Source organism: Synechococcus sp. 63AY4M2, assembly GCF_002760475.1.
Lineage (GTDB): Bacteria > Cyanobacteriota > Cyanobacteriia > Thermostichales > Thermostichaceae > Thermostichus.
Map to the genome: position 1 here is coordinate 2598466 of NZ_AXUX01000001.1, position 22678 is coordinate 2621143.

The 22678-nt window shown below is 63.4% G+C and carries 15 protein-coding genes and 1 tRNA gene; 5 read left to right on the plus strand and 11 right to left on the minus strand.

Annotation, left to right across the window (positions count from 1 at the left end):
- The first annotated feature begins 39 nt into the window (after positions 1-39).
- Both folD and SYN63AY4M2_RS11600 read left to right on the plus strand, forming a co-directional pair.
- Positions 40-909: a bifunctional methylenetetrahydrofolate dehydrogenase/methenyltetrahydrofolate cyclohydrolase FolD gene (gene folD, locus SYN63AY4M2_RS11595; protein ID WP_011430792.1), complete on the plus strand. Its 870-nt coding sequence runs from the start codon at positions 40-42 to the stop codon at positions 907-909.
- Between the two features lie 360 nt (positions 910-1269).
- Positions 1270-3846, plus strand: coding sequence for a DUF3536 domain-containing protein (locus tag SYN63AY4M2_RS11600; protein ID WP_240530538.1), 2577 nt, complete (start codon positions 1270-1272; stop codon positions 3844-3846).
- Between the two features lie 99 nt (positions 3847-3945).
- Here SYN63AY4M2_RS11600 and SYN63AY4M2_RS11605 read toward each other — a convergent pair.
- Positions 3946-4019 (minus strand) — tRNA-Pro (locus SYN63AY4M2_RS11605).
- A gap of 115 nt (positions 4020-4134) precedes the next feature.
- On the opposite strand from SYN63AY4M2_RS11605, the gene SYN63AY4M2_RS11610 reads away from it, so the two are divergent.
- Positions 4135-4596, plus strand: a complete 462-nt coding sequence (locus tag SYN63AY4M2_RS11610; protein ID WP_011430790.1) for an HHL1-like protein — start codon at positions 4135-4137, stop codon at positions 4594-4596.
- On the opposite strand, the gene SYN63AY4M2_RS11615 is transcribed toward SYN63AY4M2_RS11610, so the two are convergent.
- From SYN63AY4M2_RS11615 to SYN63AY4M2_RS11640, 6 genes are all read right to left on the minus strand, one after another.
- Positions 4593-5480 carry an alpha/beta fold hydrolase gene (locus SYN63AY4M2_RS11615; RefSeq protein ID WP_168173373.1) on the minus strand — a complete coding sequence of 296 codons (888 nt, stop codon included), beginning with the start codon at positions 5478-5480 and terminating at the stop codon, positions 4593-4595. The two genes, SYN63AY4M2_RS11610 and SYN63AY4M2_RS11615, sit on opposite strands and share 4 nt — an antisense overlap.
- 160 nt (positions 5481-5640) lie before the next feature.
- Positions 5641-7272 carry an alpha-D-glucose phosphate-specific phosphoglucomutase gene (locus SYN63AY4M2_RS11620; protein WP_099887393.1) on the minus strand — a complete coding sequence of 544 codons (1632 nt, stop codon included), beginning with the start codon at positions 7270-7272 and terminating at the stop codon, positions 5641-5643.
- A gap of 77 nt (positions 7273-7349) precedes the next feature.
- A complete protein-coding gene (locus SYN63AY4M2_RS11625; protein WP_099887394.1) occupies positions 7350-12059 on the minus strand; it encodes an MG2 domain-containing protein in 4710 nt (1569 codons plus the stop codon).
- A 51-nt stretch (positions 12060-12110) separates the two neighbouring features.
- A complete protein-coding gene (locus SYN63AY4M2_RS11630) occupies positions 12111-13337 on the minus strand; it encodes a type II secretion system F family protein (RefSeq protein ID WP_099887395.1) in 1227 nt (408 codons plus the stop codon).
- 160 nt (positions 13338-13497) lie between these two features.
- Positions 13498-14640 (minus strand): type IV pilus twitching motility protein PilT, encoded by a 1143-nt coding sequence (locus tag SYN63AY4M2_RS11635; RefSeq protein WP_099834829.1) that lies wholly within the window; start codon positions 14638-14640, stop codon positions 13498-13500.
- A gap of 160 nt (positions 14641-14800) precedes the next feature.
- Positions 14801-16864, minus strand: a complete 2064-nt coding sequence (locus SYN63AY4M2_RS11640) for a GspE/PulE family protein (protein ID WP_206336842.1) — start codon at positions 16862-16864, stop codon at positions 14801-14803.
- Between the two features lie 427 nt (positions 16865-17291).
- Between SYN63AY4M2_RS11640 and SYN63AY4M2_RS11645 the strand changes: the two genes are divergently transcribed.
- Both SYN63AY4M2_RS11645 and SYN63AY4M2_RS11650 read left to right on the plus strand, forming a co-directional pair.
- Positions 17292-18371, plus strand: a complete 1080-nt coding sequence (locus tag SYN63AY4M2_RS11645; protein ID WP_240530539.1) for a dipeptide epimerase — start codon at positions 17292-17294, stop codon at positions 18369-18371.
- Between the two features lie 4 nt (positions 18372-18375).
- Complete coding sequence (locus tag SYN63AY4M2_RS11650) at positions 18376-19437, plus strand: DUF1611 domain-containing protein (protein WP_099887396.1); 1062 nt, start codon at positions 18376-18378, stop codon at positions 19435-19437.
- 2 nt (positions 19438-19439) lie between these two features.
- Here the strand turns inward: SYN63AY4M2_RS11650 and lpxB are convergent, their stop codons facing one another.
- The 4 genes from lpxB to SYN63AY4M2_RS11670 all read right to left on the minus strand — a co-directional run bounded on the left by lpxB (position 19440) and on the right by SYN63AY4M2_RS11670 (position 22673).
- Positions 19440-20630, minus strand: a complete 1191-nt coding sequence (gene lpxB / locus SYN63AY4M2_RS11655) for a lipid-A-disaccharide synthase (protein ID WP_011430780.1) — start codon at positions 20628-20630, stop codon at positions 19440-19442.
- Complete coding sequence (gene lpxA / locus SYN63AY4M2_RS11660) at positions 20627-21538, minus strand: acyl-ACP--UDP-N-acetylglucosamine O-acyltransferase (RefSeq protein WP_099887397.1); 912 nt, start codon at positions 21536-21538, stop codon at positions 20627-20629. Before lpxA ends, lpxB begins: the two co-directional genes overlap by 4 nt.
- A gap of 273 nt (positions 21539-21811) precedes the next feature.
- Positions 21812-22312 (minus strand): 3-hydroxyacyl-ACP dehydratase FabZ, encoded by a 501-nt coding sequence (fabZ, locus tag SYN63AY4M2_RS11665; RefSeq protein WP_011430776.1) that lies wholly within the window; start codon positions 22310-22312, stop codon positions 21812-21814.
- A 79-nt stretch (positions 22313-22391) separates the two neighbouring features.
- A complete protein-coding gene (locus SYN63AY4M2_RS11670) occupies positions 22392-22673 on the minus strand; it encodes a zinc ribbon domain-containing protein (protein ID WP_346426068.1) in 282 nt (93 codons plus the stop codon).
- Positions 22674-22678 lie beyond the last annotated feature (5 nt).

Consider the following 22678-nt stretch of genomic DNA (forward strand, 5'->3'; position numbering starts at 1 on the left):
AACAATCGTCAAGTTGTCAAGATGTCTTCTGGGGCCCCCATGTCTGCCAAGATCCTGGATGGCAAAGCCTTGGCTGGCCGGCTGCAAGCCGAGATGGCCGCTCAGGTGCAAGCTTGGCTGCCGCGGGTGGGGCGTCCGCCGGGATTGGCAGTGCTGCGGGTGGGGGAGGATCCCGCCAGTGCTGCCTATGTGCGCGGCAAAGAGCGGGCCTGTGAGCGAGTGGGCATTGCCTCCTTTGGCCGCCATTTTTCCGCCCAAGACTCCCCCGCCCATCTGCTCGACGCCATCGCCCAACTCAACCAGGACGAGCGCGTCGACGGCATCCTCGTGCAACTGCCTCTGCCCCCCGGCTGGGATCCCATCCCGCCCCTTCTGGCCATCGACCCCGCCAAAGACGTGGACGGTCTCCACCCCCTCAACCTGGGCCGGCTAGTGCGCGGCGAGCCCGGCCTGCGCAGTTGTACGCCTCTAGGTGTGATGCGCCTGTTGCAAGCGGAAGGGATCCCCATTGCCGGACGAAAAGCGGTGGTGGTCGGCCGCAGCCTCCTGGTGGGCAAGCCCCTGAGCCTGATGTTGTTGGCCGCCGACGCAACGGTTACCGTGGCCCACTCCCGTACACCCAACCTGGCCGAAGTAACCCGCAGTGCCGACATTGTGGTCATGGCTGTAGGGCGTCCTCGCTTGCTCACGGCAGACATGGTGAAGCCGGGCGCCGTGGTTGTCGATGTAGGCATTAACCGTATCCAAGACCCTGACGGATCTGAGCAGTTGGTGGGAGATGTGGACTACGAAGCGGTCAAAGAGCGGGCCGCTGCCATCACGCCTGTACCAGGCGGCGTGGGGCCGATGACGGTGACGATGCTGCTGGCCAACACCCTGGAAAGCTACAAGCTTCGCAGCCACCTGTAGCCTGGAAGCTGTCCTCAAAATCCATGAACAACTGCCAATGGCCGGCCACCAGGAGGGAGCCTTGGAGACATCAGTGAGGCTTTTTGTATAGCTTGTTACTCCGAGTGGCAGTGAGATCGGGTCATCTTCGGGCTTGCTCAAGAGTCTTCGCTGGGGGAACGCAAGAAGATTGCTAAGCAATAGTTATTCGCCATCAAATTTTTGTCCAAGTCCTTTACGTTGACAGTCGCAGATCGGGGATCGCTGTAACGTATGGATATGAACTTAGGTTAACTAGCAGCCCGTCTCCCCAGAACTGAAGCTCCGAGGGCGGGCAAGGAGTAGGGTCTCATGCTGCCGAGTGGCTCCAAAAACGCCTCTATGCCGGCGGCCGAATCAGGGCAAGGGGATCCGGCTCCCTTTTTAGCTGATGCTAGCTCTCCGCCTCCGCGAGCTACAACCACCGCTCCCTACGTGGTGCTGCACGGTCATTTCTACCAGCCGCCGCGGGAGGATCCCTGGCTAAACCGCATTGAGCGCCAGCCCAGCGCTGCCCCCTTCCACGACTGGAACGAGCGCATTCTGGCGGAGTGTTATCGTCCCAACGCCTTTGCCCGCATCCTGGACGAGCAGGGGCGGGTGGTGCGCATTGTCAATAACTACGAATTCTTGAGTTTTAACTTTGGCCCCACTCTCCTCTCCTGGTTGGAGGAGCACGATGTTGAAGTGTACCAACGCATCTTGACTGCCGACCGCCTCAGCGCCGAGCGGCTGGAGGGGCATGGCAATGCCATCGCCCAGGTCTACAACCACGTCATCCTGCCCTTGGCCAACGAGCGGGACAAGTACACCCAGATCCGCTGGGGGATTGCCGATTTCCAGCATCGCTTTGGCCGCTTTCCCGAGGGCATGTGGCTGGCGGAAACCGCCATCGATGCGGCAACGGTTAAAGCCTTAGTCGACTGCGGGATCCGCTTTGTCATCTTGGCACCCAGCCAGGCGCAGCGCATTCGCCCTTTGGGTCAAACGGAATGGATCGATGTCAGCCAGGGTCAGATCGATCCCAGCCGGCCCTACCGCTGCTTTACCCCGGATCGCAGCGGCTACCTGGACATTTTCTTTTTTGATGGCCCTATCTCCCGGGATCTTGGCTTTGGCGATATCGTCTACAGCACCCAGTCGCTGGCGGAGCGGATCCGGCTGGCCATCCGCCCTGACAGAAAAGGGGAACCCTATCTGATCAACTGTGCTACCGATGGCGAGACCTTTGGCCACCACAAGCGCAGCGTGGAGCGCACGCTGGCCTACGCCTTTTGCGAAGAGTTTCCCCGGCGGGGGTGGCAGGTGGGCAACTACGGCCACTTCCTCAGCCACCATCCCCCCACCTGGGAGGTGCAACTGAAGCCGGTCACCGCCTGGAGCTGCGCCCACGGGGTAGGACGGTGGTCGCGCGACTGCGGCTGTGGGGCGGTTCCAGGCTGGCACCAGCGCTGGCGGCAACCGCTGCGGGAGGCCCTCAACTGGCTGCGGGATCAGTTGGCCGAGATCTACGAGACGGAGGCTAAGGCCTACCTGCGGGATCCCTGGCTGGCCCGGGATCGCTACATCGAGGTGATCTTGGATCGGGAGCGCTGCGAGGCGTTTTTGCAGGAGCACCAGAGCCACCGCCTCACTGCCGAAGACCGAGTGCAGGTGCTGCGCCTACTGGAGATGCAGCGCTACGGCCAGTTGATGTTTACCAGTTGCGGCTGGTTCTTCGAGGAGCTCTCGCGTCCTGAGGGAGTGCAGATCCTGCGCTACGCGGCGCGGGCCATCGAGCTGGCGGCAGCAGTGGCGGATGTGGATCTGGAAGAAGAGTTTCTGGGCCGCTTGAGCAAGGCTCCCAGTAACCTCGACCTATACAGAGATGGCAAGGGGGTTTACTGGGCTTTGGTGCGCCCCGCTTTGATCAGCCCACAGCGGCTGGTGGCCCAGCACGCCCTGCTTTCCCTGTGCAACGGCATGCCCCGAGCCCCCGGATATATGCTGGAGCCGGTGGATCAGGAGCGCCTGGCTATAGGGGGATCCACACTGCTCGTCGGGCGGGTGAAGCTCGCCTTTCCCAACACCGGCGAAGAGCACGACCTCATCTACGCTCTACTCCACCTGGGCGGCTGGGACTTTCAGTGTGGGGTTAAGCCGTTTACAGGGCGGCGCAGCTACGAGCAGTTGAAAGCCACCCTGCTATCTGGATCCCGCAGCCGCATCCAGCTCGTCCTAACCCTGCAAGAGCTGTTTGGCCCGGAAACCTTTGACCTCAACGCCCTGATTGAGGAAGACCGGCAGCAGATGCTGCGCTGGCTTACCCAGGACACGTTGGAGCGCTTGGCCCAGCTCTATCGCCAAACCTACCTGGAAAATTACGGGGTTTTGATGGCTTTTCGGGCCGATGGCCTGCCGATCCCGGAAGAGCTGTTGGCTGCCGCGCAGATCACTCTCAACCAGCGCCTGTTGAGCAGCTTGCGGGCGATGGAAGTGGAAGGGGGCAAGCAGGATCACCTGCTGGAGTTGCGGGCAATCGCCCGCGAGGCGGAGCAGTTGGGGTGTCAGTTGCGGCGGGAGGAGGCGGCCCGGGTTTTGGATCGGCTCTTGCAGCGGGGGATGTGGCACCTTGCCCACGATTTTGAGCCGGAGAGCTTTGGCGAACAGCTCCACAACCTGGAGGAGTGGCTAAAACTAGCTGACGATCTGCGCCTGCCCATCAACCTGGATCGCCTCCAGGAGCTCTACCTGCTGGGTCTGGAACGGCAGAGAGAACTTCAACTGCATCTGGCTGAAGGGAGCGCGAGCGGCCCAACCCACCTTCGAGAAGAAGGCCAGGAGATCCCTGGCGAAACCTTGCGCCGCCTCTTCCAGCTTGGGCAGCGGCTCCGCGTTAACGTCAACGCCTGGCTGCGTCACCTACAACCCCACCAGTGATCTGAGTGCCGCAGGCTGCGCTTTTGCCCCTCTGCTGCCCAAGGGGAAGAGGGCCTTAGGCTCGAAGGATGGCCGTTGCCCCGCATTTTCCTGAATCTATCGGGATGACAGGATTCGAACCTGCGACCCCTTCGTCCCGAACGAAGTGCGCTACCAAGCTGCGCTACATCCCGAGGAGCAATCCAAATCCAAGGCTTTGTAAGTATAGCATGCCATGCATGGCATCTTCCCGCGGGCGGGAGTCGTTCTGCGCTAAGCTATGGGGATCCACCGTTGCCCTACTGGAGTATGAGTCAGCCCAAGGGTTTCAGCCAATCCAAGCCAGAGAAGAAACCGGCCAAGGCCAACACGGCCAAGCGCAAGGAAGCCGCCAAACGCTACGACGAGCTGAAAGCCAAGGGGATGCCGGAGTTCGCCATTTTTGCCCGGCGCCGCCAAGCTGAGCCCGGCAAACCCAACCCCTGGCTGCCCGTGGGATCCCTGGCGGTCAGTCGCTCCAGCGCCATCCACCAGGCCATCTTCCAAAACGAGGAAGAGCTCAAAAAAGCAGCCGTCCGCCTCTTTCCCCGTCTTAGCAAAGTCAAAGACGAGCTGGAGTTTGGCTTTCGCCTTAAGGACAAAGAGTTTCAAGACGAGCCGATTCAGGTGGCAGTTCGGCCCCAGCCTTCGCCCCTTCAGAGCTGGATAGACAGGGTGCGCAAGTGGCTGGGCCTGGGCAAAAGAACTACCCAAGCCTCCAAGAAAGGCTAAGCCGTGGCAAAGGCTTTGGGTAGCCAGCTCAAAATCAAGGGGTTGACAATCTCTGGGCGCTCGTCGTGGGGGCAATGGCCCGTATCGGGAAGAGGGAAAAATTGGTAGTCGATCCCCTGCACATGGTTTTGAAAGCCGCGACCCCGCTGAATAGGCGTCCAGGGATCCCGTTCCCCCCAAATCACCAGCAGCGGACAGCGCACCTGGGGCAGCAACGCTTCCGGCGTAGGGCCAGGGGGAGCCGTGAGAACAGCGGCAAACACCTGCTGCGCTCCCGGCTCACAGGAAGGGGCGTAGAGGATCTCCACCAGCTCGTCAGTGATGGCGGCAGGGTTGCAGTACACCTGTTTCAGAGTGGCGCGGATCCGCTGCCGCTGCCGCACCCAATCAAACAGAAGGGGCCCCGTGACCGGCGAGGCCACCAGAGCAGTGAAGGTGGCCATGAAAAGGCGGGCCAGCGGGCTGAGCTCGTGGGAGCGGTGGTTGAGACCGCCGGCACAGTTGAGCAGCACGGCTCCAGCAACAAGCTGGGGATAGCGGGCAGCCATGAGCAAGCTGAGCAAGGCGCCGATAGAGTTGCCGATGAACACCGCCGGCTGCCGCACATGCTGCCGCCAAAAATCCGCCAGCAGCTCGGCCCACAGCTCCAGACTGTAGGCAAGGGCCGGCTTGGCCGAGCCGCCAAACCCCAGCAAATCCAAAGCATAGACCCGGTATCCCGCCGCCGCTAGCACAGGGATGTTGTGCCGCCAGTGGCCAATGGAGGCCCCAAAGCCATGCACCAAAATCAGTGGGGAGCCAGATCCCTGGACGACGTAGCGAATGGCGTGACCCCGCCAGCTCCAGGTTTGGGGAGCAAAAGGGGCAATGGGATCGGCTGCCAAACTCGCAGGAGGAGCAGTGAACACAGACAGAAAAAAGATGTGGAGGCGTTGTGGAAGGGTCCCCACCTCCTCATCCTACCGCCACTCTCGAGCGTCTTTCTCTGCCGGCCATTGCCCCTAATCCCTCCCCCCAGAGAGATCTAGCTTCTCGGCAGAACTCTCAGGTGATCACATCCGGCTGCTGCCGACCGGTGCGGGCGCGGATCTGGGCGAAGTGATCCGCCAGTTGGATCAGCTCGGCCAGGGCCACCTGGGGATCCAGGCCGTGCCGGCTGGGATCCGGCTCAAACCGCTCCAAGTACACCCGCAGGGTGGCCCCGTGGGTGCCGGTGCCGGAAAGGCGGTAGACGATGCGGGAGCCGTCCTCAAAGCCGATGCGGATCCCCTGGTTGCGGCTGGTGCTGCCGTCCACGGGATCGGTGTAGCTGAAGTCATCGGCATAGGCTACTGTTTGGGAGCCAAAGCGCTGCCCCACCCAGCTTGCCACGGAGCGCCGCAAGTGCTCCATCAGCTCCTCGGCCACCTCCACCGGTAGCCCCTCGTAGTCGTGGCGGGAGTAGAAGTTGCGCCCGTAGGTGCGCCAGTGGTCTTCCACAATCTGCCGCACCGACTGGCGCCGCACGGCGAGGATGTTGAGCCAAAAGAGGACAGCCCAGAGGCCGTCTTTTTCCCGGATGTGGTGGGAGCCGGTGCCGAAGCTCTCCTCGCCGCAGAGGGTAACTTTGCCGGCATCCAGGAGGTTGCCAAAAAACTTCCAGCCGGTAGGCGTCTCGTAGCAAGGGATCCCCAGCTTGGCCGCCACCCGGTCTGCTGCCTGGCTGGTGGGCATGGAGCGGGCGATCCCCGCCAGCCCCTCCCGGTAGCCGGGCACCCCGTGGGCGTTGGCAGCCAACACCGCCAGGCTGTCGCTGGGGGTCACGTAGAAGCGGCGGCCCAGGATCATGTTGCGATCCCCATCCCCGTCGGAGGCGGCGCCGAAATCCGGCCCATCTTCTCGAAACAGCAGCTCCACCAGGGCGCGGGCATGCACCAGGTTGGGATCCGGGTGGAGGCCGCCAAAATCCGGCAGCGGCTGGCCGTTGAGGACGCTGCCCTGGGGCGCCCCTAGAGCTCCCTCCAGGATGGCGTGGGCATAGGGGCCGGTGACGGCGTGCATGGCGTCGAAAGCGATGCGAACCCCGGAGGCCAGGTAGTCGCGGATGGCGTCGAAATCAAACAGGCGCTGCATTAGGCCTAGATAGTCGGCCACCGGGTCGATGACGGAAACCGTCAGGGATCCCAGCCGCTGCTCCCCCAGGCGATCCAGGTCCACATCCGGGGCTTGCAGGATGCGGTACTCCCGGATCTGCTGGGTGCGGGCGTAGATGGCCTCGGTCACCTTCTCCGGGGCAGGGCCGCCGTTGCCGATGTTGTACTTGATACCGAAGTCTCCCTGGGGGCCGCCGGGGTTGTGGCTGGCGGAGAGGATGATGCCGCCGTAGGCCCCGTATTTGCGAATTAAGCAGGAAACCGCTGGCGTGGAGAGGATCCCACCCCGGCCCAGCAGTACTCGCCCGATGCCGTTGGCTGCTGCCATCTTGAGCAGGATCTGGATGGCTTCCCGGTTGTAGTAGCGGCCGTCTCCGCCCACCACCAGGGTTTGGCCGGCGGATCCCTCGAGGACGTCAAAGGTGGATTGGATGAAGTTCTCCAGGTAGTGGGGCTGCTGGAACACCTGCACCGGCTTGCGCAGGCCGGAGGTGCCCGGCTTTTGGTCGGGAAAAGGGATGGTGGCCACGGTGCGCAGGATCATAGGCTGCCCAACTCTGCTCGCCCCTCTACTATCTCATCGTTGGGGCCTCTAGGGAGGATCCCTGGGCAGCTTCAAGCTCAGGGCGGGACTTTGAGCGCCTGGCCAGCGCTGCGGCCATAGCGGCTGGGATCGTACATCTCCTCGACAAGGGCAGGGGCCACCTGGAATTGGCCAGGGATCTCGGGACGGAAGAGGTAGACGAACTCGTGGCGGCCCCGCTTGAGCTCGGTGCTGAAGAAGGCCACCCGGTCGTCCCGGTTCTCTTGATGGGCCCAAAACCAGTCCCACCAGTAGTCGGCGGCAAGCCCTCGCGGATCCCGGGAGGTGATCTCGGCGCCGCTGGGCAAGGGATCCTCGATCACCACGTAGTGGCTATCCCGCTCAGCTTCCACCGTCAGCCGGGCCAGGAGCACCTCGCCCGCCCGCACCGCCTCGCCGGGGCGCAGGAGCTGTTCCCGGTAGCGGATCTCGCCATTGGCTTGGGGCTGGGGCTGTAGGCGGAAGTAGCGGCGGCTCACCGTGAAGCCCTGGCTGTCGGGGGGCGGCAGCTCCGGCAGAAAGGCCTCTCCCCGCAGGCTGTAGTAGAGGGGGCCGGGGCCGGATTTTTCCAGGCGCAGGCGGCGCAGGTTACTCACTTCGGCGTCGTCCCAGTCCAGCACCTGGCGAGGATCCTGAGGACCGGCCTGCCACTGGGCCAGTTGCGCCCCGCTTACCCCATCTTGCACCCGCACCTGGCGGGGGCCAGGCTGTTGCTGTTGCTGGGCTTGGTAGTGGGCCACTAGGCCCAGGAGGGCGTCGGCGGTGGCTTTGGTGGTGCGCCAGCGGTTGTCCTGCCGTTGCTGGAGAAGGGCGGTGGCGATCTCCCCGGCGCGGCCATCCTGGAGGCGCACGGCCAGTTGCAGGAGGGGCCCGGCCACCTCCAGGTCGTCGTAGGTGGGGCGTTCCCCGGCTGGCGGAGCGGAGGCGGCAGGAATAAACCAGCGGCCCTGGGGATCCCTTTGTCGCCGTTGCAGACCTTCCTCCAGAGCCGCCTGGGCGAGATCCCGCTGGCCCCGTTGCAGGGCGGCCAGGCCGCGGTAGGCCAGGCCAAAGGTGGAAAGCTGCGGCGGCGGCGGCAGCTCGGCAGTCACCAGCGCCGGATCCCAGAGGGCCAGGCTGTAGGCCACAAAGGCCCGCAGATCGGGGGAGAGGCGTTGGAACGGCTGCCCAGCCAGATACTCCAAAGCCCGCCGCACCCGCCACTCCTTGAGGGCGTAGCCGGCGGCCTGGGCGAGATGATAGCCCTGCAGGATGTAGGCGGTCAGGTAGGGGTTGCTGGTGTCGTAGGCCCACCAGCCCCAGCCGCCGTCGTAGTTCTGGGATTCCTCCAGCCGCTGCAGGCCGGCCCGAACCACCCGCGGCAGCCGCTCCAGGGTGGGCAAGCGCAAGCTGAGGCCCAACTGCTCGCCGGCCTGGGCCACCGCCAAGGCGGGCAAAAAGCGGCTCAAAGTCTGCTCGGTGCAACCGTAGGGGAACTGCACCAGGTAGTCCAAGGGCCCCAACAGCTCCGCTGCGGGGCTGGCGGCCAGTTCCAGATGCAGGTGTCGGGATCCCGGCACCCAGGTGGCCGGCCAATCCAAAGGCAGCTCAAGGCCATCCTCCTGCAGCCGCCCCGTTTGGAAGAAGCGGTGCACTGCCCCTAAGGGCTGACTGGGGATCCGCAGTTGCAGCGCATCCTGCAGCCCCTCCCCTTGTGCCCAAACCCGCAGGGGGGTCTCGCCGGCCCCCAGCACCCGCAGGGGCCATTCCACCCGCTCCGCTCTCTGGGCCGGCACGGTAAGGCGTTGTCGATCCGGGCCTTGCAACGCCAAGTTGGCGGGCACTTCCAGCCCCACCTCCACCGCCTGGGCTTTTGTGGTGCGATTTTGCACAACAGCGGCCAAGGTGAGTTGATCCCCCACCCGGAAAAAGCGGGGAGCTGCCAAGCGCACCAACAGGTCTTTGCTAACCGAGACTGTGGCAAGAGCGGATCCCACCTGGGTGTCGGCGGTGGCGGCGCGGGCAGTCAAGCGCCAGGTGGTCAGGTTATCCGGCCAGCGCACCTCTACCTGGGCCAGGCCATCGGCGTCGGTAACCAGATCCGGGAACCAGGCGGCGGTATCGCGAAAGTCTTCCCGCACCTGGCCGGCCAGCTTGTCGGCGCCGCCGGGATATTGTTGCGGGAAAGAGGTGGTGGTGGTGACTTGGTTGTCCTGGCGCCCGTAGAAGAAGCGGCGGATATCGGGGGTAAAGTCGGGCCGGAGCAGGTAGAGGGCATTGTCCACGATCCCCAGCCCCACCTCGGCGCTGACCGGCTGCCCTTGGGCATTGCGGGTGCGGATTTGAATTCGGGCCGTCTCCCCCGGCTGGTAGGTGGGCTTATCCGTCTGCAGCTCCACCTGCAAAAAGCGATCCAGCGGCGAGACCCGCAGCAGCGCCTCGTTCTGGTACAGCCGCCGCTCTGGGCCAACGACAGTGGCGGTGACGTAGAGGTTGGGGCGATACTCCTCCCGGATGGGCAGGCGCAGGGTGGCCGTATGCCCCTGCAGGCGCAGCAGTTGTACCTGGTGCAGCCGGGATCCCTCCAGGCCCACCAGCACCGGCAGATCCGGCAGCGGCGAGGCGATCAGGATCTGGGCCTCTTCCCCCACTTCGTAGATCTGGCGATCCGCCACCACCTCCAGGCTGGGCAGGGATCCCCAGCTTTGCAGGGGGCTGCCCGGCTCCACCACCCAGAGAGAGGCGACCTCCTGCACGCGACGGCGGCGGGGATCCTGGGCCGTCAGCCGCACCCGGTAGCCTCCCGGCTGCAGGTCGGCGGGCAGGCGCAGAACTAGGCTGCCCTCGCCGTTGACGACTTGAAAAGGTTGCCGCACCAGGGTGGCTTGCCGTCGGTAGGCGCTGCTCTTGGGATCCCAGCGCCAGCGCTCCAGGCTCAGCTCCCCGGCGGTGCTGACGGGGCGGCCATCGTAGTCGCGGGCTTGCAGCCGGTAGGTGACGACGTCCCCCGGCGCGGGCAGGTGGCGATCGGCTGCGGCAAAGAGGGCCAATTCGCCGGCTGTCACCCAGGCCCGCGCCGCCCCGGTCACGCTGCGGCGGCTGATATCGGTCACCTCCACCTCAATGCGCAACTGCTGCACCTCCTGCGGGCCCCAGTAGCTGTCTTCCTCCCAGTCCAGATCCGCCAACAGGCGCTCCAGGCGCAACTCGGCCCGTCCCTGAGCATCCGTCACCCCTTCTCCTTCCGCCACCAACTGGCCGTAGCCGCCATAGTAGCCCTGCTCCTCTCCCAGGTCGTCGGCGAAATAGTCTTCCTCGGCAGAACGGGGCAACAGCCCGTAGCGCAGGCTCCAGTCGGGGCTGCTGTAAACCCGATAGCGCAACTGGGCCTGGGCCACCGGCGCGCCGAAAAGATACTCGGCCTCCACCTGCACCTTCAGGGATCCCCCCCGCACCAGCCAAGGCCGGTCGGGCACCACCGTCACCTCAAACTCCGGTTTGCGGTAGGCTGCCACCCCAAAGTCGGTGGACTCGCGGCTGGATCCCTGGAACTGCCACTCTAGGCTGTAGCTGCCCAGGGGGGTTTCTTCCGGCAATTGAAACTGCCCGTGGACGCTGCCGAAAGCGTTGGTGGCCAGGGTCTGCTCCTCCAGCACATCGCCGTTGGGAGCGGCGAGGGTTACTTGCAGCGGCTGGCCTGCCGGGGGCGGGGTGAGGCGGCCTTGCTCCCGCACCAGGGCGCGAAAATAGACCGTCTGGCCGGGGCGGTAGAGGGGGCGGTCTGGGTAGGCGTAGATGCGGTACGGCTGGTTCCAGCCGTAGGTGTAGCTGCGGGACAAAACCTGCAACGTGTTGTCGGCGCTGCGGCCATAGACCACCAACGAGGATCTCTCCCCCGCCGGCAAGCTAAACTGGGCCAGCCCCTCCTCGTCGGTGGTGGCCGTCAAGGGATCCCCCCACTCCCCAAAAACTTGGATCTGGATCCCCGGCAGAGGACGCAATTCCTGCAAATGCACCGCCTGCACCACCAACTGGCTGGCATCCTGTTTCTGGATTAGGCCCAGGTCGCTTACCAAAAGCCACTCCTCAGAACGGGGCAAAGGTGCACTCGGGTTCAGCGGCTCCTGTCCTTCCGCCTCCAGCCAGTAGGCCCCCGGCGGCAGGATCCCCAGATCCAAGGTGCGGGTCACCTCTTCTCCCCCCAGCGGCTGCTGCCAACGGCGCAGCAGCTCTCCTCGCAGGGTGGAATACAAATCCGGATCCAGGGATCCGTAGCCGAGGGCCAAATTCCGCAAGCGAGGGGATCCCTCCAGATCGGCCAGGGAAAAGCGGTAAACGGCAAACTGCACCGCCCTCAAGCCACTGGCCCTCCACTCCAGCCGCGCCGGCTCGGCGGTCGTGAACACCTGGCTGGTGCTGTAGAGGTAGAGGCTGGGGGGCAGAAGCTGCGGGCGCAGGAGAGGAGCAGAAGCTACTGACCCTTCCCGCACCTGCACAGGCCTCTCGCTGAAGACGGTTTCCAGGCCGGATCCCCGCACCGTCACCCGGTATTCCCCAACGGGCAATTGATCCAAGCGATACTCGCCCTCCGCAGACGGGCTGACGCTGCGGCTCACCGGGCCGGCGGCAATCACCTGGACGTTCCCCGGCGCCACCCCTGCCGGCAGCTCCACCCGCCCCGTCAGGGATCCCGTCGGCGGCTCCGACAGCAAAACCGCCAGCCCCACGGCCAAGAACACCCCCAGGGCCACCAACCAGCGCCGCAGCATGGGATCCCTTCCTCCTCCCTATGTGTCCTGGTTGCCCTGGGGACGGGGTCGCTACTTCACCAGCTCGAACACGTTGAACATCGGCAGGTACATGGCCACGATGATGCAGCCCACCATCCCCCCCAAGATCACGATCATCAGCGGCTCCAGCAGGCTGGTGAGGGCGCGCACCGCCTCCTCCACCTCCAGCTCGTAGAAATCCGCCGTCTTCATCAGCATGGCATCCAGCTCCCCCGTCTCTTCGCCCACGCTGATCATCTGAATGGCCATCAGGGGAAACACCTTTGCCTTAGCTAGGGCAGGGGCAATCTGCCCTCCCTCTGAGATGGATTGGCGGGCGGCGTCGATGGCGTTGGCCACCACCTGGTTGCCGGAAGTGTCGCGCACAATTTCCAACGAAGTCAGCACCGGCACCCCAGAGCGGGTCAAGGCCCCAAAGGTGCGGCAAAAACGGGCCACCGCCGACTTCTGGATCAGATCCCCGAAAATGGGCAGCTTGAGGGCCAGCGCGTCGATGGTCTCCTTGCCGGCGGGGGTGCGATAAAAGCGGCGGAAGGCAAAGAAGACCGCCACCAGAAAGCCCACCAGGCCCAAGCTGTACTGGGGCGTGCGCAGGAACTTGCTGATGTTGATGAAAAACTGGGTAAAGCCGGGCAGCTCCCCACCCAAGTCGTTGTAGATGCTCTCAAACGTGGGCAAGATGAACAGCACCATGCCCAAGAAAATCAAGACAGCCAAGATCGTCACCACCACCGGGTAGGTCATGGCTGACTTGATCTGCTTCTGCAGGCGATCCATGTCCTCCAGCAGCTTGGCCAGGCGGTTGAGCACCTCATCGAGCACGCCGCCCACTTCCCCTGCCTGCACCATGCTGCAGTAGAGGCTGTCGAAAGCATCTGGATAGGGGCGGATGGAGTCGGAGAGGTTTTTCCCTGCCTCCACCTCTGCACGGATGGCCCTCAGGTATTTTTTGAGCTTGCGGTTGCCAGTCTGCTCCTCCATGATGGTGAGAGAGCGCACCATCGACACGCCGGCGTTGATGAGAGCAGCAAATTGCCGGGAGAACACCGCCTTGTCGCGAATGTCGATGGATCCCAGCATCGAGAAATCAAAAGAGGTCTCCAGCGAGAAAAAGGGCTTTTCTTCCTGAATGTCCTCTGGCTTGGCAAAAACGCCCTCTCGGCGCAGCCGTGCACGCGCCTCGGTCAAGTTGTTGGCCACCACCGTCAGGCGTACCGGCTGACCGGCCTTTAACCCCCGAACCTTGTAGCGCGGCATAGCTTACCCCCGATTCAAACTCATGATGAGAGGGTTCGAGTTGTGGGATCCAGCCCCCGAACTTTGGGCAACTAACTTTCTCAGCTAGAGCTTAGCCACAAATTGAGGCGGCGGCCAGAGATCGGCAAGAAGACCTCACCCCGGGACGCGGCGCTGCGGCTCAACGACGGACGGCAACCCCCGCTGGACGCTGGTGTTGAGCTGCCGCGGCTGGCGAGGGCCCGGCAACGTTGCCCAAAAGCCGCTGCAACTCCTCAGGACGAGAGGTCTTGGACATGGCCGTCTCGAAGTCGATCTTGCCCTGCAGGTAGAGGTTGGCCAGATCCTGCTCCAGGGTCTTCATGCCCTGCTTGCCGCCCGTCTGGATGGCCGAGTAGATCTGGGCGGTCTTGCCCTCCCGAATCAGGTTGGCAATGGCCGGCGTCACCACCATGATCTCTTGCACCAGCACCCGCCCGGGCTCTCCCGGCTTGGGGTTGAGGCGGCGGGCCAAAGTTTGCGAGAAGACGGCCTTGAGGGAGTTGGAGAGCTGCACGCGGATCTGCTGCTGCTGCTCCGGCGGGAACACGTCCACCAGGCGATCCACCGTCTGGGCGGCAGAGCTGGTGTGGACCGTGGCAAAGCAGAGGTGGCCGGTCTCGGCGGCGGTGATGGCCAACTGGATGGTTTCCAGATCCCGCATCTCCCCGATCAGGATCACATCCGGATCTTCCCGCATCGCCGCCCGCAGGGCATTGGCAAAGCTCTTGGTGTCTTCGCCCAACTGCCGCTGGTGGATGATGCTGCGGATGGGAGTGTAGATGTACTCGATGGGATCCTCGATGGTGAGGATGTGCTCGGCCCGCTCGCGGTTGATGAAGTCGATGATAGCGGCCAAAGTGGTGGACTTGCCGGATCCCGTCGGGCCGGTCACCAACACCAGGCCCCGAGGCAGACGGGCCATCTCCTTACACACATCCGGCAGGCCCAGCTTGTCGATGTTGGGGATCTCAGAGGCCAGCGCCCGCATGGCGCAGGCGTAGGTGCCGCGATCCCGGTAGACGTTGACGCGGAAGCGCCCGATCCCGCGCACGCCGTAGGAGCAGTCCAACTCCCAGTTCTGCTCCAGGTGTTTGCGCTGGGTGTTGTTCAACATGCTGAAAATGAGCCGCTGCACCTCCTCAGGGGTGAGGGGCTCGTGCTCGGTTGGCTGGAGTTCGCCATTGATGCGGAAATAGGGGGGCAAACCGGCTGAGATGTGGATGTCAGAACCGCCCCTGCGGACGATTTCTTCCATCAGGTCTTCGATCATGAGTTGTGGCATAGGGCTGGTGTCTCCAATCGGTAAGCTGAGTCAGGCTGGGTTCGACCTAGGAGTTGTCGATGAAAAACCCTTCTAAAGCCGGGCTAGAGGCAACCCTCCAGGACTCGTATAGGACTGTTATAATCAGCACCTTGGCGGCGTCAAGAGCCAGGCGCCTTGCCTAAAACTTCGGCGTCAGGCAGTAGGGGCAATCCATCCAGTCTACCTGCAGGGCGGCGCCACAGTTGCGGCAGGTGCTAAGGGCCTTGGCACGGGCCTTCAGCTCCGTTTCCAAACCCTTGTCGGTGAGGATAACCCGATCTACCTCCTCCAGCGTGGTCAGGCCCTGCTTTACCAGCATCAAGCTGTAGGCGAGCAGGGTTTTCATGCCGCTTTCGACAGCGGCTTCCTTGATGACCTCCGTGGGAGCCCCCTTGTTGATCAACTCGGCCAGGCGGTCGTTCATGCGCATGAACTCGTACACCCCCACGCGGCCTTTGTAGCCCACGCCCCCACATTTCTCGCAGATGGGCTTGCCGGTGGCTTTGCGCTGCTCGATCTCTTTGGGGGAGAGCTTGTTGGCTTTGTAGAAGGTGAGCTGTTCGCCGTCGCCGCTGAGGCTGAGGCCATAGCGGGCCAACTCCTCGGATGTGGGGTGGTACGGGATCCGACACTCGGTACATACCCGACGCATCAAGCGCTGGGCCAGCACCCCCAACAGCGAGCTGGAGATCATGAACGGCTCGATCCCCATCTCCGTCAGACGGGCGATGGCACCGGGGGCATCGTTGGTGTGCAGGGTGGTCAACACCAGGTGGCCGGTGAGGGAGGCTTCGATGGCGGTTTTGGCCGTCTCGTGGTCGCGGGTTTCCCCCACCAGGATCACATCCGGGTCTTGCCGCAAGAAAGCGCGCAGGATCATGGCAAAGTCCATGCCCTTTTCGCGGATCACCTGCACCTGGGTGATCCCCGGCAGGGAGTATTCGATGGGATCCTCGGCGGTGCTGATGTTGATGCCGGGATCGTTCACTTCTGCCAGCGCCGAGTAGAGGGTGGTGGTTTTCCCGGATCCGGTGGGCCCGGTTACCAAGATCAGGCCAAAGGGTCGCCTGACAACCTCCTTGAAGCTGGCCAGGGTCTCTGGGTCGGTGATCAGCTTGTCCAGGCCGAGCTGGGTGGCGGAGTTGTCCAGAATCCGCAGCACGATCTTCTCCCCGTAGCGGGAGGGCAGGGTGCTGACGCGGAAATCCACCTTGCGCCCCTTGAAGACCCGCCGGATCCGCCCATCCTGGGGCATGCGCCGCTCGGCAATGTTCAGGTTGGACATGATCTTGAAGCGAGCGGTGAGGGCAGGGACGATCTTCTTGGGAAAGTTTTCAAAAGCCTGCCGCAACACCCCATCTTTGCGGAAGCGGATGCGCAGGTATTCTTCTTGTGGCTCGATGTGGATGTCCGACGCCCCGTCCTGCAGGGCCTTGACCAGGATCTGGTTGGACAGTTTAATAATCGGGGCATCATCTGCCGATTTGACCTGCTGCTCCAGGGATCCCTCGCCGGCCTCATCGGCAGCCACATCCTCAATAGCATCCAGATCGATTTCGGCAGTGTTGACCACCACCTCTTCTTCTTCTTCCTGTTGGGCAGCAGCCGCGTCGTTGATCCCCTTGATGGCCAGCAGCTCCGCCTGGGCATCCATGTAGCGGTTGATCAGGGCGTCGAAATCCCGCTGGGTGAAGACCCGCCGCTGCAGCTTCAGCCCCTGGATGCGGAAGCGCCGCTGGATGTCGTCCAGCGCCTGCAGGTTGTCCGGCCTGACCATCGCCACCAGCACTTGGTTGTCTTGGCGGCGGATGGGCAAGAACTTGTAGCGGTTGCAGATGTCGAGAGGCAAGAGCGAGTCGATGAGCCCGATCATCTCCGAGATCTCCACCGGCTCCAAATCGATGTCGAGGGGGGGGATCCCGTAGATGATTTTCAGCTCAAAGAGCTGCTGCCGCTTGTAGGCCCGCTCCAGGTCAGGGGTGATCTCTTTGCCGACAATCTCTTTGACCACCAGGGCTAGGGCCTTGCTGCCCCCTTCGCGATCGGCTTTGAGGGCGTTTTGGATGTCCTGGATTTGCTTATCGTCGGCAAAGCCCAGCTCTTTGAGCTTGCGGCCGAAAGGAGTGATGCTGACGTTGGCAATGGCCAGGGCTTTGCTGGCCGCAACGCTGCGACGGGTTAGAGGAGTAGGAAGGTCATTCATGCTGCCGGGCCACCCAGGATGTATTCACATAATGACTGCAGTTAACCGCAGGGATCAACGGTGGGGACATGCAGGCCTGCGCGTCCCAAAGGGCGCTGCCCATGGCCTTACTATGCCCCAACTTGGTTGAAACTTAAATCCCCCTTCCTAGTTCCGGCAGGGTGGTGACGCCTGTCTGGTCAGGCCGGGATCTTCGCCGGATCCACGGGGCCGGTTGGGGGCCTGCTTCCAGAGAGGGATCAGCTTAAGATGGGGAGCAGGCCGGCGGCTTGCGAGCCTTTCCGACGGGAGAAGCCTGCTAACTTGTCCCCTTTCTCGAGACAGCTTCTGCCAATGGCTGAGATCGGTCGAAAATAGGGCGGGCAACGCCAAGCTGATGGGAAATTCGGGGGACAAGCTAAGCTCAAAGGGACGGAGTCGGCCCAACTTGTTCAGGATTACCTCGCTGCAACTGCCCATGCGGCTCTACGTCGAACCCTTTACCGTTCACAAGCGCTATGCCCTCACCCTCAGCCGCGGCACCTATACCGAGGCCACGCTGGCCTGGGTGCGGATCGAAGAGGAGGGGATCGAGGGCTGGGGGGAGGCCTGTCCTTTCTCGGTGAGCGAGGACTGCCACCAGTCTTTGGAGGATATCTTGGTGGGTTTGGAGGTGGCCAAAGGGATCCTACGCCGCCACTCCCCCTGGGAGCGGCAGGCCATTGAGGCGGAACTGCTGCGGGCCGGGATCCCTTCGGCAGCGCGGGCAGCGGTGGATATGGCCCTGCACGATTGGATGGGCAAACGTCTGGGGATGCCCCTGTGGCAGGTGTGGGGACTGGATCGCTCCCGCATCCCGCCCACCACTTTGACCATTGGCATTTCCACCCCTCAGGCGGCCCGCCAGCGTGCCTTGGCCTGGATGGAACAGACCCAAGCGCGGGCCTTCAAGATCAAGCTGGGCAGCGACTTGGGGCTGATGGCGGATCAGAACATGCTGATTGCCGTGCAGGAGGTGATCCCGCTGGGATCCCTGATTACTGTGGACGCCAATGGTGCCTGGACGGTGGAACAGAGCCTGAGCATGAGCAATTGGCTGGCGGGGCAGGGGGTGAGCTACCTGGAGCAGCCCTTGGAGAGGGGACAGGAGGCGAAGCTGATCACCCTCTGGCACGAGTCGAAGCTGCCCATCTTCGTGGATGAGAGTTGTTTCGACAGCCGCGATATTCCCGCCCTGGTGGATCGGGTGCACGGCATCAACATCAAGCTGATGAAGTGCGGCGGCCTTAGCGAAGCCTGGCGCATGATCCACACCGCCAAAGCCTATGGGCTCCAGGTGATGCTGGGCTGCTACAGCAACACCGCCCTGGGCAACACGGCGGCGGCCCACCTAGCGCCGCTGGTGGACTACGTGGACTTAGACAGCCACCTCAATCTCATCGACGATCCCTTTTCCGGAGCTCTGGTGCAGGAGGGTTGTCTTATCCCCACTGACCGACCTGGCTTGGGGGTGGAGTTGCGGGAGTAGCACCATGGGGCAACGGCGATCCCTCTCCAGACAAACTCGCGTGGCCGTCCTGCTCCACGGCGGCCTGTTGGGGGAGCACGGCAAAACAGGGCTGGGGTTGCTTCGGTATGGGCCCTTCCCGGTGGTGGCGGTTATTGACCGGGAGCAGGCGGGGAGATCCCTGGCCCAACTCACGGGCATTGCCAAAGACATTCCCATCGTAGCCTCGGTGCAAGAGGCGCTGGTTTACGGCCCCGAGGTGTTGGTGATTGGGATCGCTCCTTCCGGCGGCCAGTTGCCCCCTGAGTGGCGGGAGGAGCTCTGCCAAGCCCTGCAAGCCGGCTTGTCTTTAGCAAACGGGCTGCACACCCCCCTAGCGGAAGATGCCCAGTTGCGGCAGTGGCTGCAGCCGGGAGCCTGGATCTGGGACATTCGCCGCGAACCCCCTGGTCTGGGAGTAGGGAGGGGCCTAGCTCGCTCTCTCCCCTGTCGGCGGGTACTGACGGTGGGCACCGACATGAGCGTGGGCAAAATGTCCACCAGCCTGGAACTGCACCGGGCCAGCCTGAAGCGCGGCCTGCGCTCCCGCTTTTTGGCCACCGGACAAACCGGGATCCTCATCAGCGGCGATGGGATACCCCTGGATGCGGTGCGGGTGGACTATGCCAGCGGCGCTGTGGAGCAACTGGTGTTGCGCTATGGATTTGACCACGACATCCTGCACATCGAAGGCCAGGGATCCCTGCTCAACCCCGCCTCTACAGCAACCCTGCCCCTGTTGCGGGGATCCCAGCCCACCCACTTGATCTTGGTCCACCGAGCTGGGCAAACCCACATCAAAGGGATGGACTACGTACCCATCCCTCCCCTGCGTAAGGTCATCGAGCTGTACGAACAGGTGGCCAGAGCTGCCGGCGCCTTTGCCCCCGTGCCGGTGGTGGGGGTGGCCCTCAATACCTTCGGTTGGGAGGAGGAAGCCGCCCTGGCCCAGATCCGCCAGGTGGAAGTGGAGACCGGGCGGCCCTGTACCGACGTGGTGCGCTTTGGGGCGGATCCCCTCTTGGATGCCATTCTCTCGACAGGCTAGCCTCAGGGATCTCCCTTAGGGCGAGTTTCGCTGTCGAGCACTTCCAGGATGGCCTTGGCGGCGCGGGCCAAAACTCCCGGCTCCCCCAGCGCTGCCCGCATAGCAGCATAGTCGGCCTGCAGTTGGGTGCGGCGCTCGGGCCGAGTCAGCAGCTCCAAGGCCAGTTGGGCGACTCGCTCTGGCTGGGCCTCCTCCTGGAGGAGTTCCGGCACAATGGGGCGCATCAGCACCAAGTTGGGGGGAGACATAAAGGGCACCGACACCTTCAGCCAATGGCGGGCCAGCCAAAAGGTAATTGGGTTGAGGCGGTAGATCACCACCTGCGGGATCCCCAAAATGGCCGCCTCCAGGTTGACAGTTCCCGACTTGGCCAGCACCAGGTCGGCGGCCGCCAACAGCAGGTGATGCGCCTTCGGAGGCGAAGGGCGAGGCAAGAGAAGGGTGAGATCCTCCAGCCCATAGCGGCGGGCGGCTCGGGCAATCGGGGCGGCAAAGCGGGGCGAGGCCAGCGGCGCCCAAAACCGCACCTGGGGCAGGCGAGCCCGCAACAGCCGCGCTGCCTGGAGCAAGATGGGCAAAACCGAGCGCAGCTCCTGGCGGCGGGAGGCCGGCAGCAGCGCCACCACCATCGCTTCCTCAGGGATCCCTAACTCAGCCCTGGCCTGAGCGCGACCGGGTACACTCGCCAAAATATCCAGCAGGGGGTGGCCCACATAGCAAACCTGGGCACCTGCTGCGGCGTAGTAGCGGGCTTCTTCAGGGAAAATCGCCACCATCAGTCGCATCTGCTGGGCTAGCCGGTAAGTGAGGCGGCTGTTGGGCGACCACACCCATTCTTGGGGGGCAATGTAGTAAACGGCAGGGATGCGTCGCCGCTGCAACAGGCGGGCGATGCGGCTATTGATGCCGATGTAATCCACCAGGATGGCCAAATCAGGCGGGTCTTGCGCCAGGAAGCGGCGGATCTTCCACTCCGTCCATAGGGCAGGGCCGACGAAGGGGAGAGCCTCCAGAATGCCGATAGAGCTGATCTCCGTGGTGCGGTGCAACAGATTGGCCCCCGCAGCGGCCATCTCCTCTCCCCCAACTGCCGTGATGCGTAGGTGCGGGCGTTGGCGCAGCAACTCGCGGATGAGATGGCCGGCCTGCAGATCCCCGGAGACTTCTCCGGTGCAGATAAACAGATGGCTCACAGGTCGTCCTCTTCTCTGCTGCGGCGCAAGGCCGGCAGAGGGCCGCGCCGTTGGGGTTGGGAAAGGGAATCTTCCAAAAATTGCAGCAGATGGAGCAGGGATCCCGTCTCGTCCACCAGCTCTTTCCCCTCTAGGGAAAGGACGCTCTGCCCGTTCTCGGTTCGCAGGCTCTCCCGCAGCGTTTGCAGCGCTTTTTCCAGGGGCAAACCGGAACGGTAGAGCAGCCGGTAGGCCTGGCGCAAGGCCGGCAGGGATCCCTCCATCCCCTTGGCCCGCCGCAGCCCCACCAAGTTAAGGCCCCGGATGCGGGCCGGGTGCCCCTCCACCAACATGTAAGGCGGCACGTCGCGATCCACCCGGCTCATGGCCCCCACCATAGCCAGGCGCCCCACACGGGTAAACTGGTGGAGCCCGACCATGCCGCCGATGCGCGCCTGCGACTCAATGTGAATGTGGCCAGCCAGGGAGACAGCGTTGGTGATCACCACCTGATTTTCGATGACGCAGTTGTGGGCGACGTGGACGTAGGCCATCAGCAGGTTGTGATCGCCGACCACCGTCGCTTCCCCTTCATTGGTGGCTCGGTTGATGGTGACGAACTCGCGGATGCGGTTGCCCTTGCCGATCACCAGCTGAGAGGGCGCGCCGCTGTACTTCAGATCCTGAGGCTCCCTGCCCAGCACCGCCCCCGGAAAAATCTGGTTGTCCTCGCCAATATCTGTCCAACCATCGATCACCACGTGGGCCCCCACCACCGTACGGGCGCCAATGCGCACATGCTCGCCGATAACCGCATAGGGGCCAACTTGTACCGTCTCGTGCAACTCAGCCTTCGGATGGATCACCGCTGTGGGATGAATCCGAACAGAGGAGTTGGGAGTGGATCCCGCTGAAGCCAACGAACTCATTTCTAACCTAGCCAGCAAATGTAGCTACGCTCCCAACCCTGCGATTAGGGCTTGCTTGGGGAGGGCACAATCCTCCACCGCTCTGCTGTGAAACTCCGACCGGGAGGTGAAAGCAGCACTTGACATGCCCCTATCCCAACACTTTAGCAGGGTCTTTCCACGCCAAGTTGCCTCCGCTGGGCTCCTCCTCGATGGGGAAAACAGATGGCCACCCCCCACTTGCCCCGCGGTTGCGGAGCGCCAAAGGCCCCGCTGCTGGCCGCTGTTGGCCCATCAATCCACCAGGGAGAACATCAGCTCCCCTTCGGTCACCAACTGTCCCCCCACCTGGGCCCGACAAAACATCTTGCCGATGCGTTTTTGCCGGATGGTGAGCAAATTGGCTGACAGCAGCAACTGATCCCCCGGCAGCACGGGGCGGCGGAAGCGAACGCCATCGATGCCGGCAAAGAGAGCCAACCGCCCAGCCACATCCGGCAACTTGGTCAACACGATCCCCCCCAACTGCGCCATGGCCTCGACGATCAGAACGCCGGGCATGATCGGTCGGTTGGGGAAGTGCCCCTGGAAAAAGGGCTCGTTGAAGGTGACGTTTTTCAGGCCCACCGCCCGTTGCCCTGGTTGATACTCCACCACGCGATCCACCAGCAAAAAAGGGTAGCGATGGGGCAGGATCTCCAGGATTTGATCCGTGGTGAAGACGGGGGGAGCGGTTGCCAACTGGGCAGCTGCTTCAGCCGAGAGAAGAGGTGGAGGAGAGACATCAGAGGACATAGTAACCCACAGAGCCAGAAGACAAACCGTGAAACCGTGACGTACTCCCGCACTCATGCTGACGCATAGAGTGCAGGCTTCATGGCTTACGCCACGCTTCGCCAACAGTGACTCCTGCCCAATGGCAGGACATTTCCTGAGCTTGAAGAACGGGACGCCCCACCGCTCTGGATTTGATAACTCGCGCCGAGTTGTGATCCCGTGACAGCCTTAGCCCGCAGGAGGGGCAATCGTGCCACCGCTCATGCAGCTTTTTGGGCACCTCACGACCACACCCCGAGCACCCTTGACTGCTGCCGCGGGGATCCCCTGCAATCGTCAACAGCCCAGCTCTTTCAGCCTTGGCTGCCAGAATTTGCAGGAACT

What these genes read in the sequence shown, in the direction of transcription:
- folD (WP_011430792.1), top strand. Translation starts at nt 40, where the DNA reads ATGTCTGCCAAGATCCTGGATGGCAAAGCCTTGGCTGGCCGGCTGCAA.
- SYN63AY4M2_RS11600 (WP_240530538.1), top strand. Translation starts at nt 1,270, where the DNA reads ATGCCGGCGGCCGAATCAGGGCAAGGGGATCCGGCTCCCTTTTTAGCT.
- SYN63AY4M2_RS11610 (WP_011430790.1), top strand. Translation starts at nt 4,135, where the DNA reads ATGAGTCAGCCCAAGGGTTTCAGCCAATCCAAGCCAGAGAAGAAACCG.
- SYN63AY4M2_RS11620 (WP_099887393.1), bottom strand. Translation starts at nt 7,272, where the DNA reads ATGATCCTGCGCACCGTGGCCACCATCCCTTTTCCCGACCAAAAGCCG.
- SYN63AY4M2_RS11625 (WP_099887394.1), bottom strand. Translation starts at nt 12,059, where the DNA reads ATGCTGCGGCGCTGGTTGGTGGCCCTGGGGGTGTTCTTGGCCGTGGGG.
- SYN63AY4M2_RS11630 (WP_099887395.1), bottom strand. Translation starts at nt 13,337, where the DNA reads ATGCCGCGCTACAAGGTTCGGGGGTTAAAGGCCGGTCAGCCGGTACGC.
- SYN63AY4M2_RS11635 (WP_099834829.1), bottom strand. Translation starts at nt 14,640, where the DNA reads ATGCCACAACTCATGATCGAAGACCTGATGGAAGAAATCGTCCGCAGG.
- SYN63AY4M2_RS11640 (WP_206336842.1), bottom strand. Translation starts at nt 16,864, where the DNA reads ATGAATGACCTTCCTACTCCTCTAACCCGTCGCAGCGTTGCGGCCAGC.
- SYN63AY4M2_RS11650 (WP_099887396.1), top strand. Translation starts at nt 18,376, where the DNA reads ATGGGGCAACGGCGATCCCTCTCCAGACAAACTCGCGTGGCCGTCCTG.
- lpxA (WP_099887397.1), bottom strand. Translation starts at nt 21,538, where the DNA reads ATGAGTTCGTTGGCTTCAGCGGGATCCACTCCCAACTCCTCTGTTCGG.
- fabZ (WP_011430776.1), bottom strand. Translation starts at nt 22,312, where the DNA reads ATGTCCTCTGATGTCTCTCCTCCACCTCTTCTCTCGGCTGAAGCAGCT.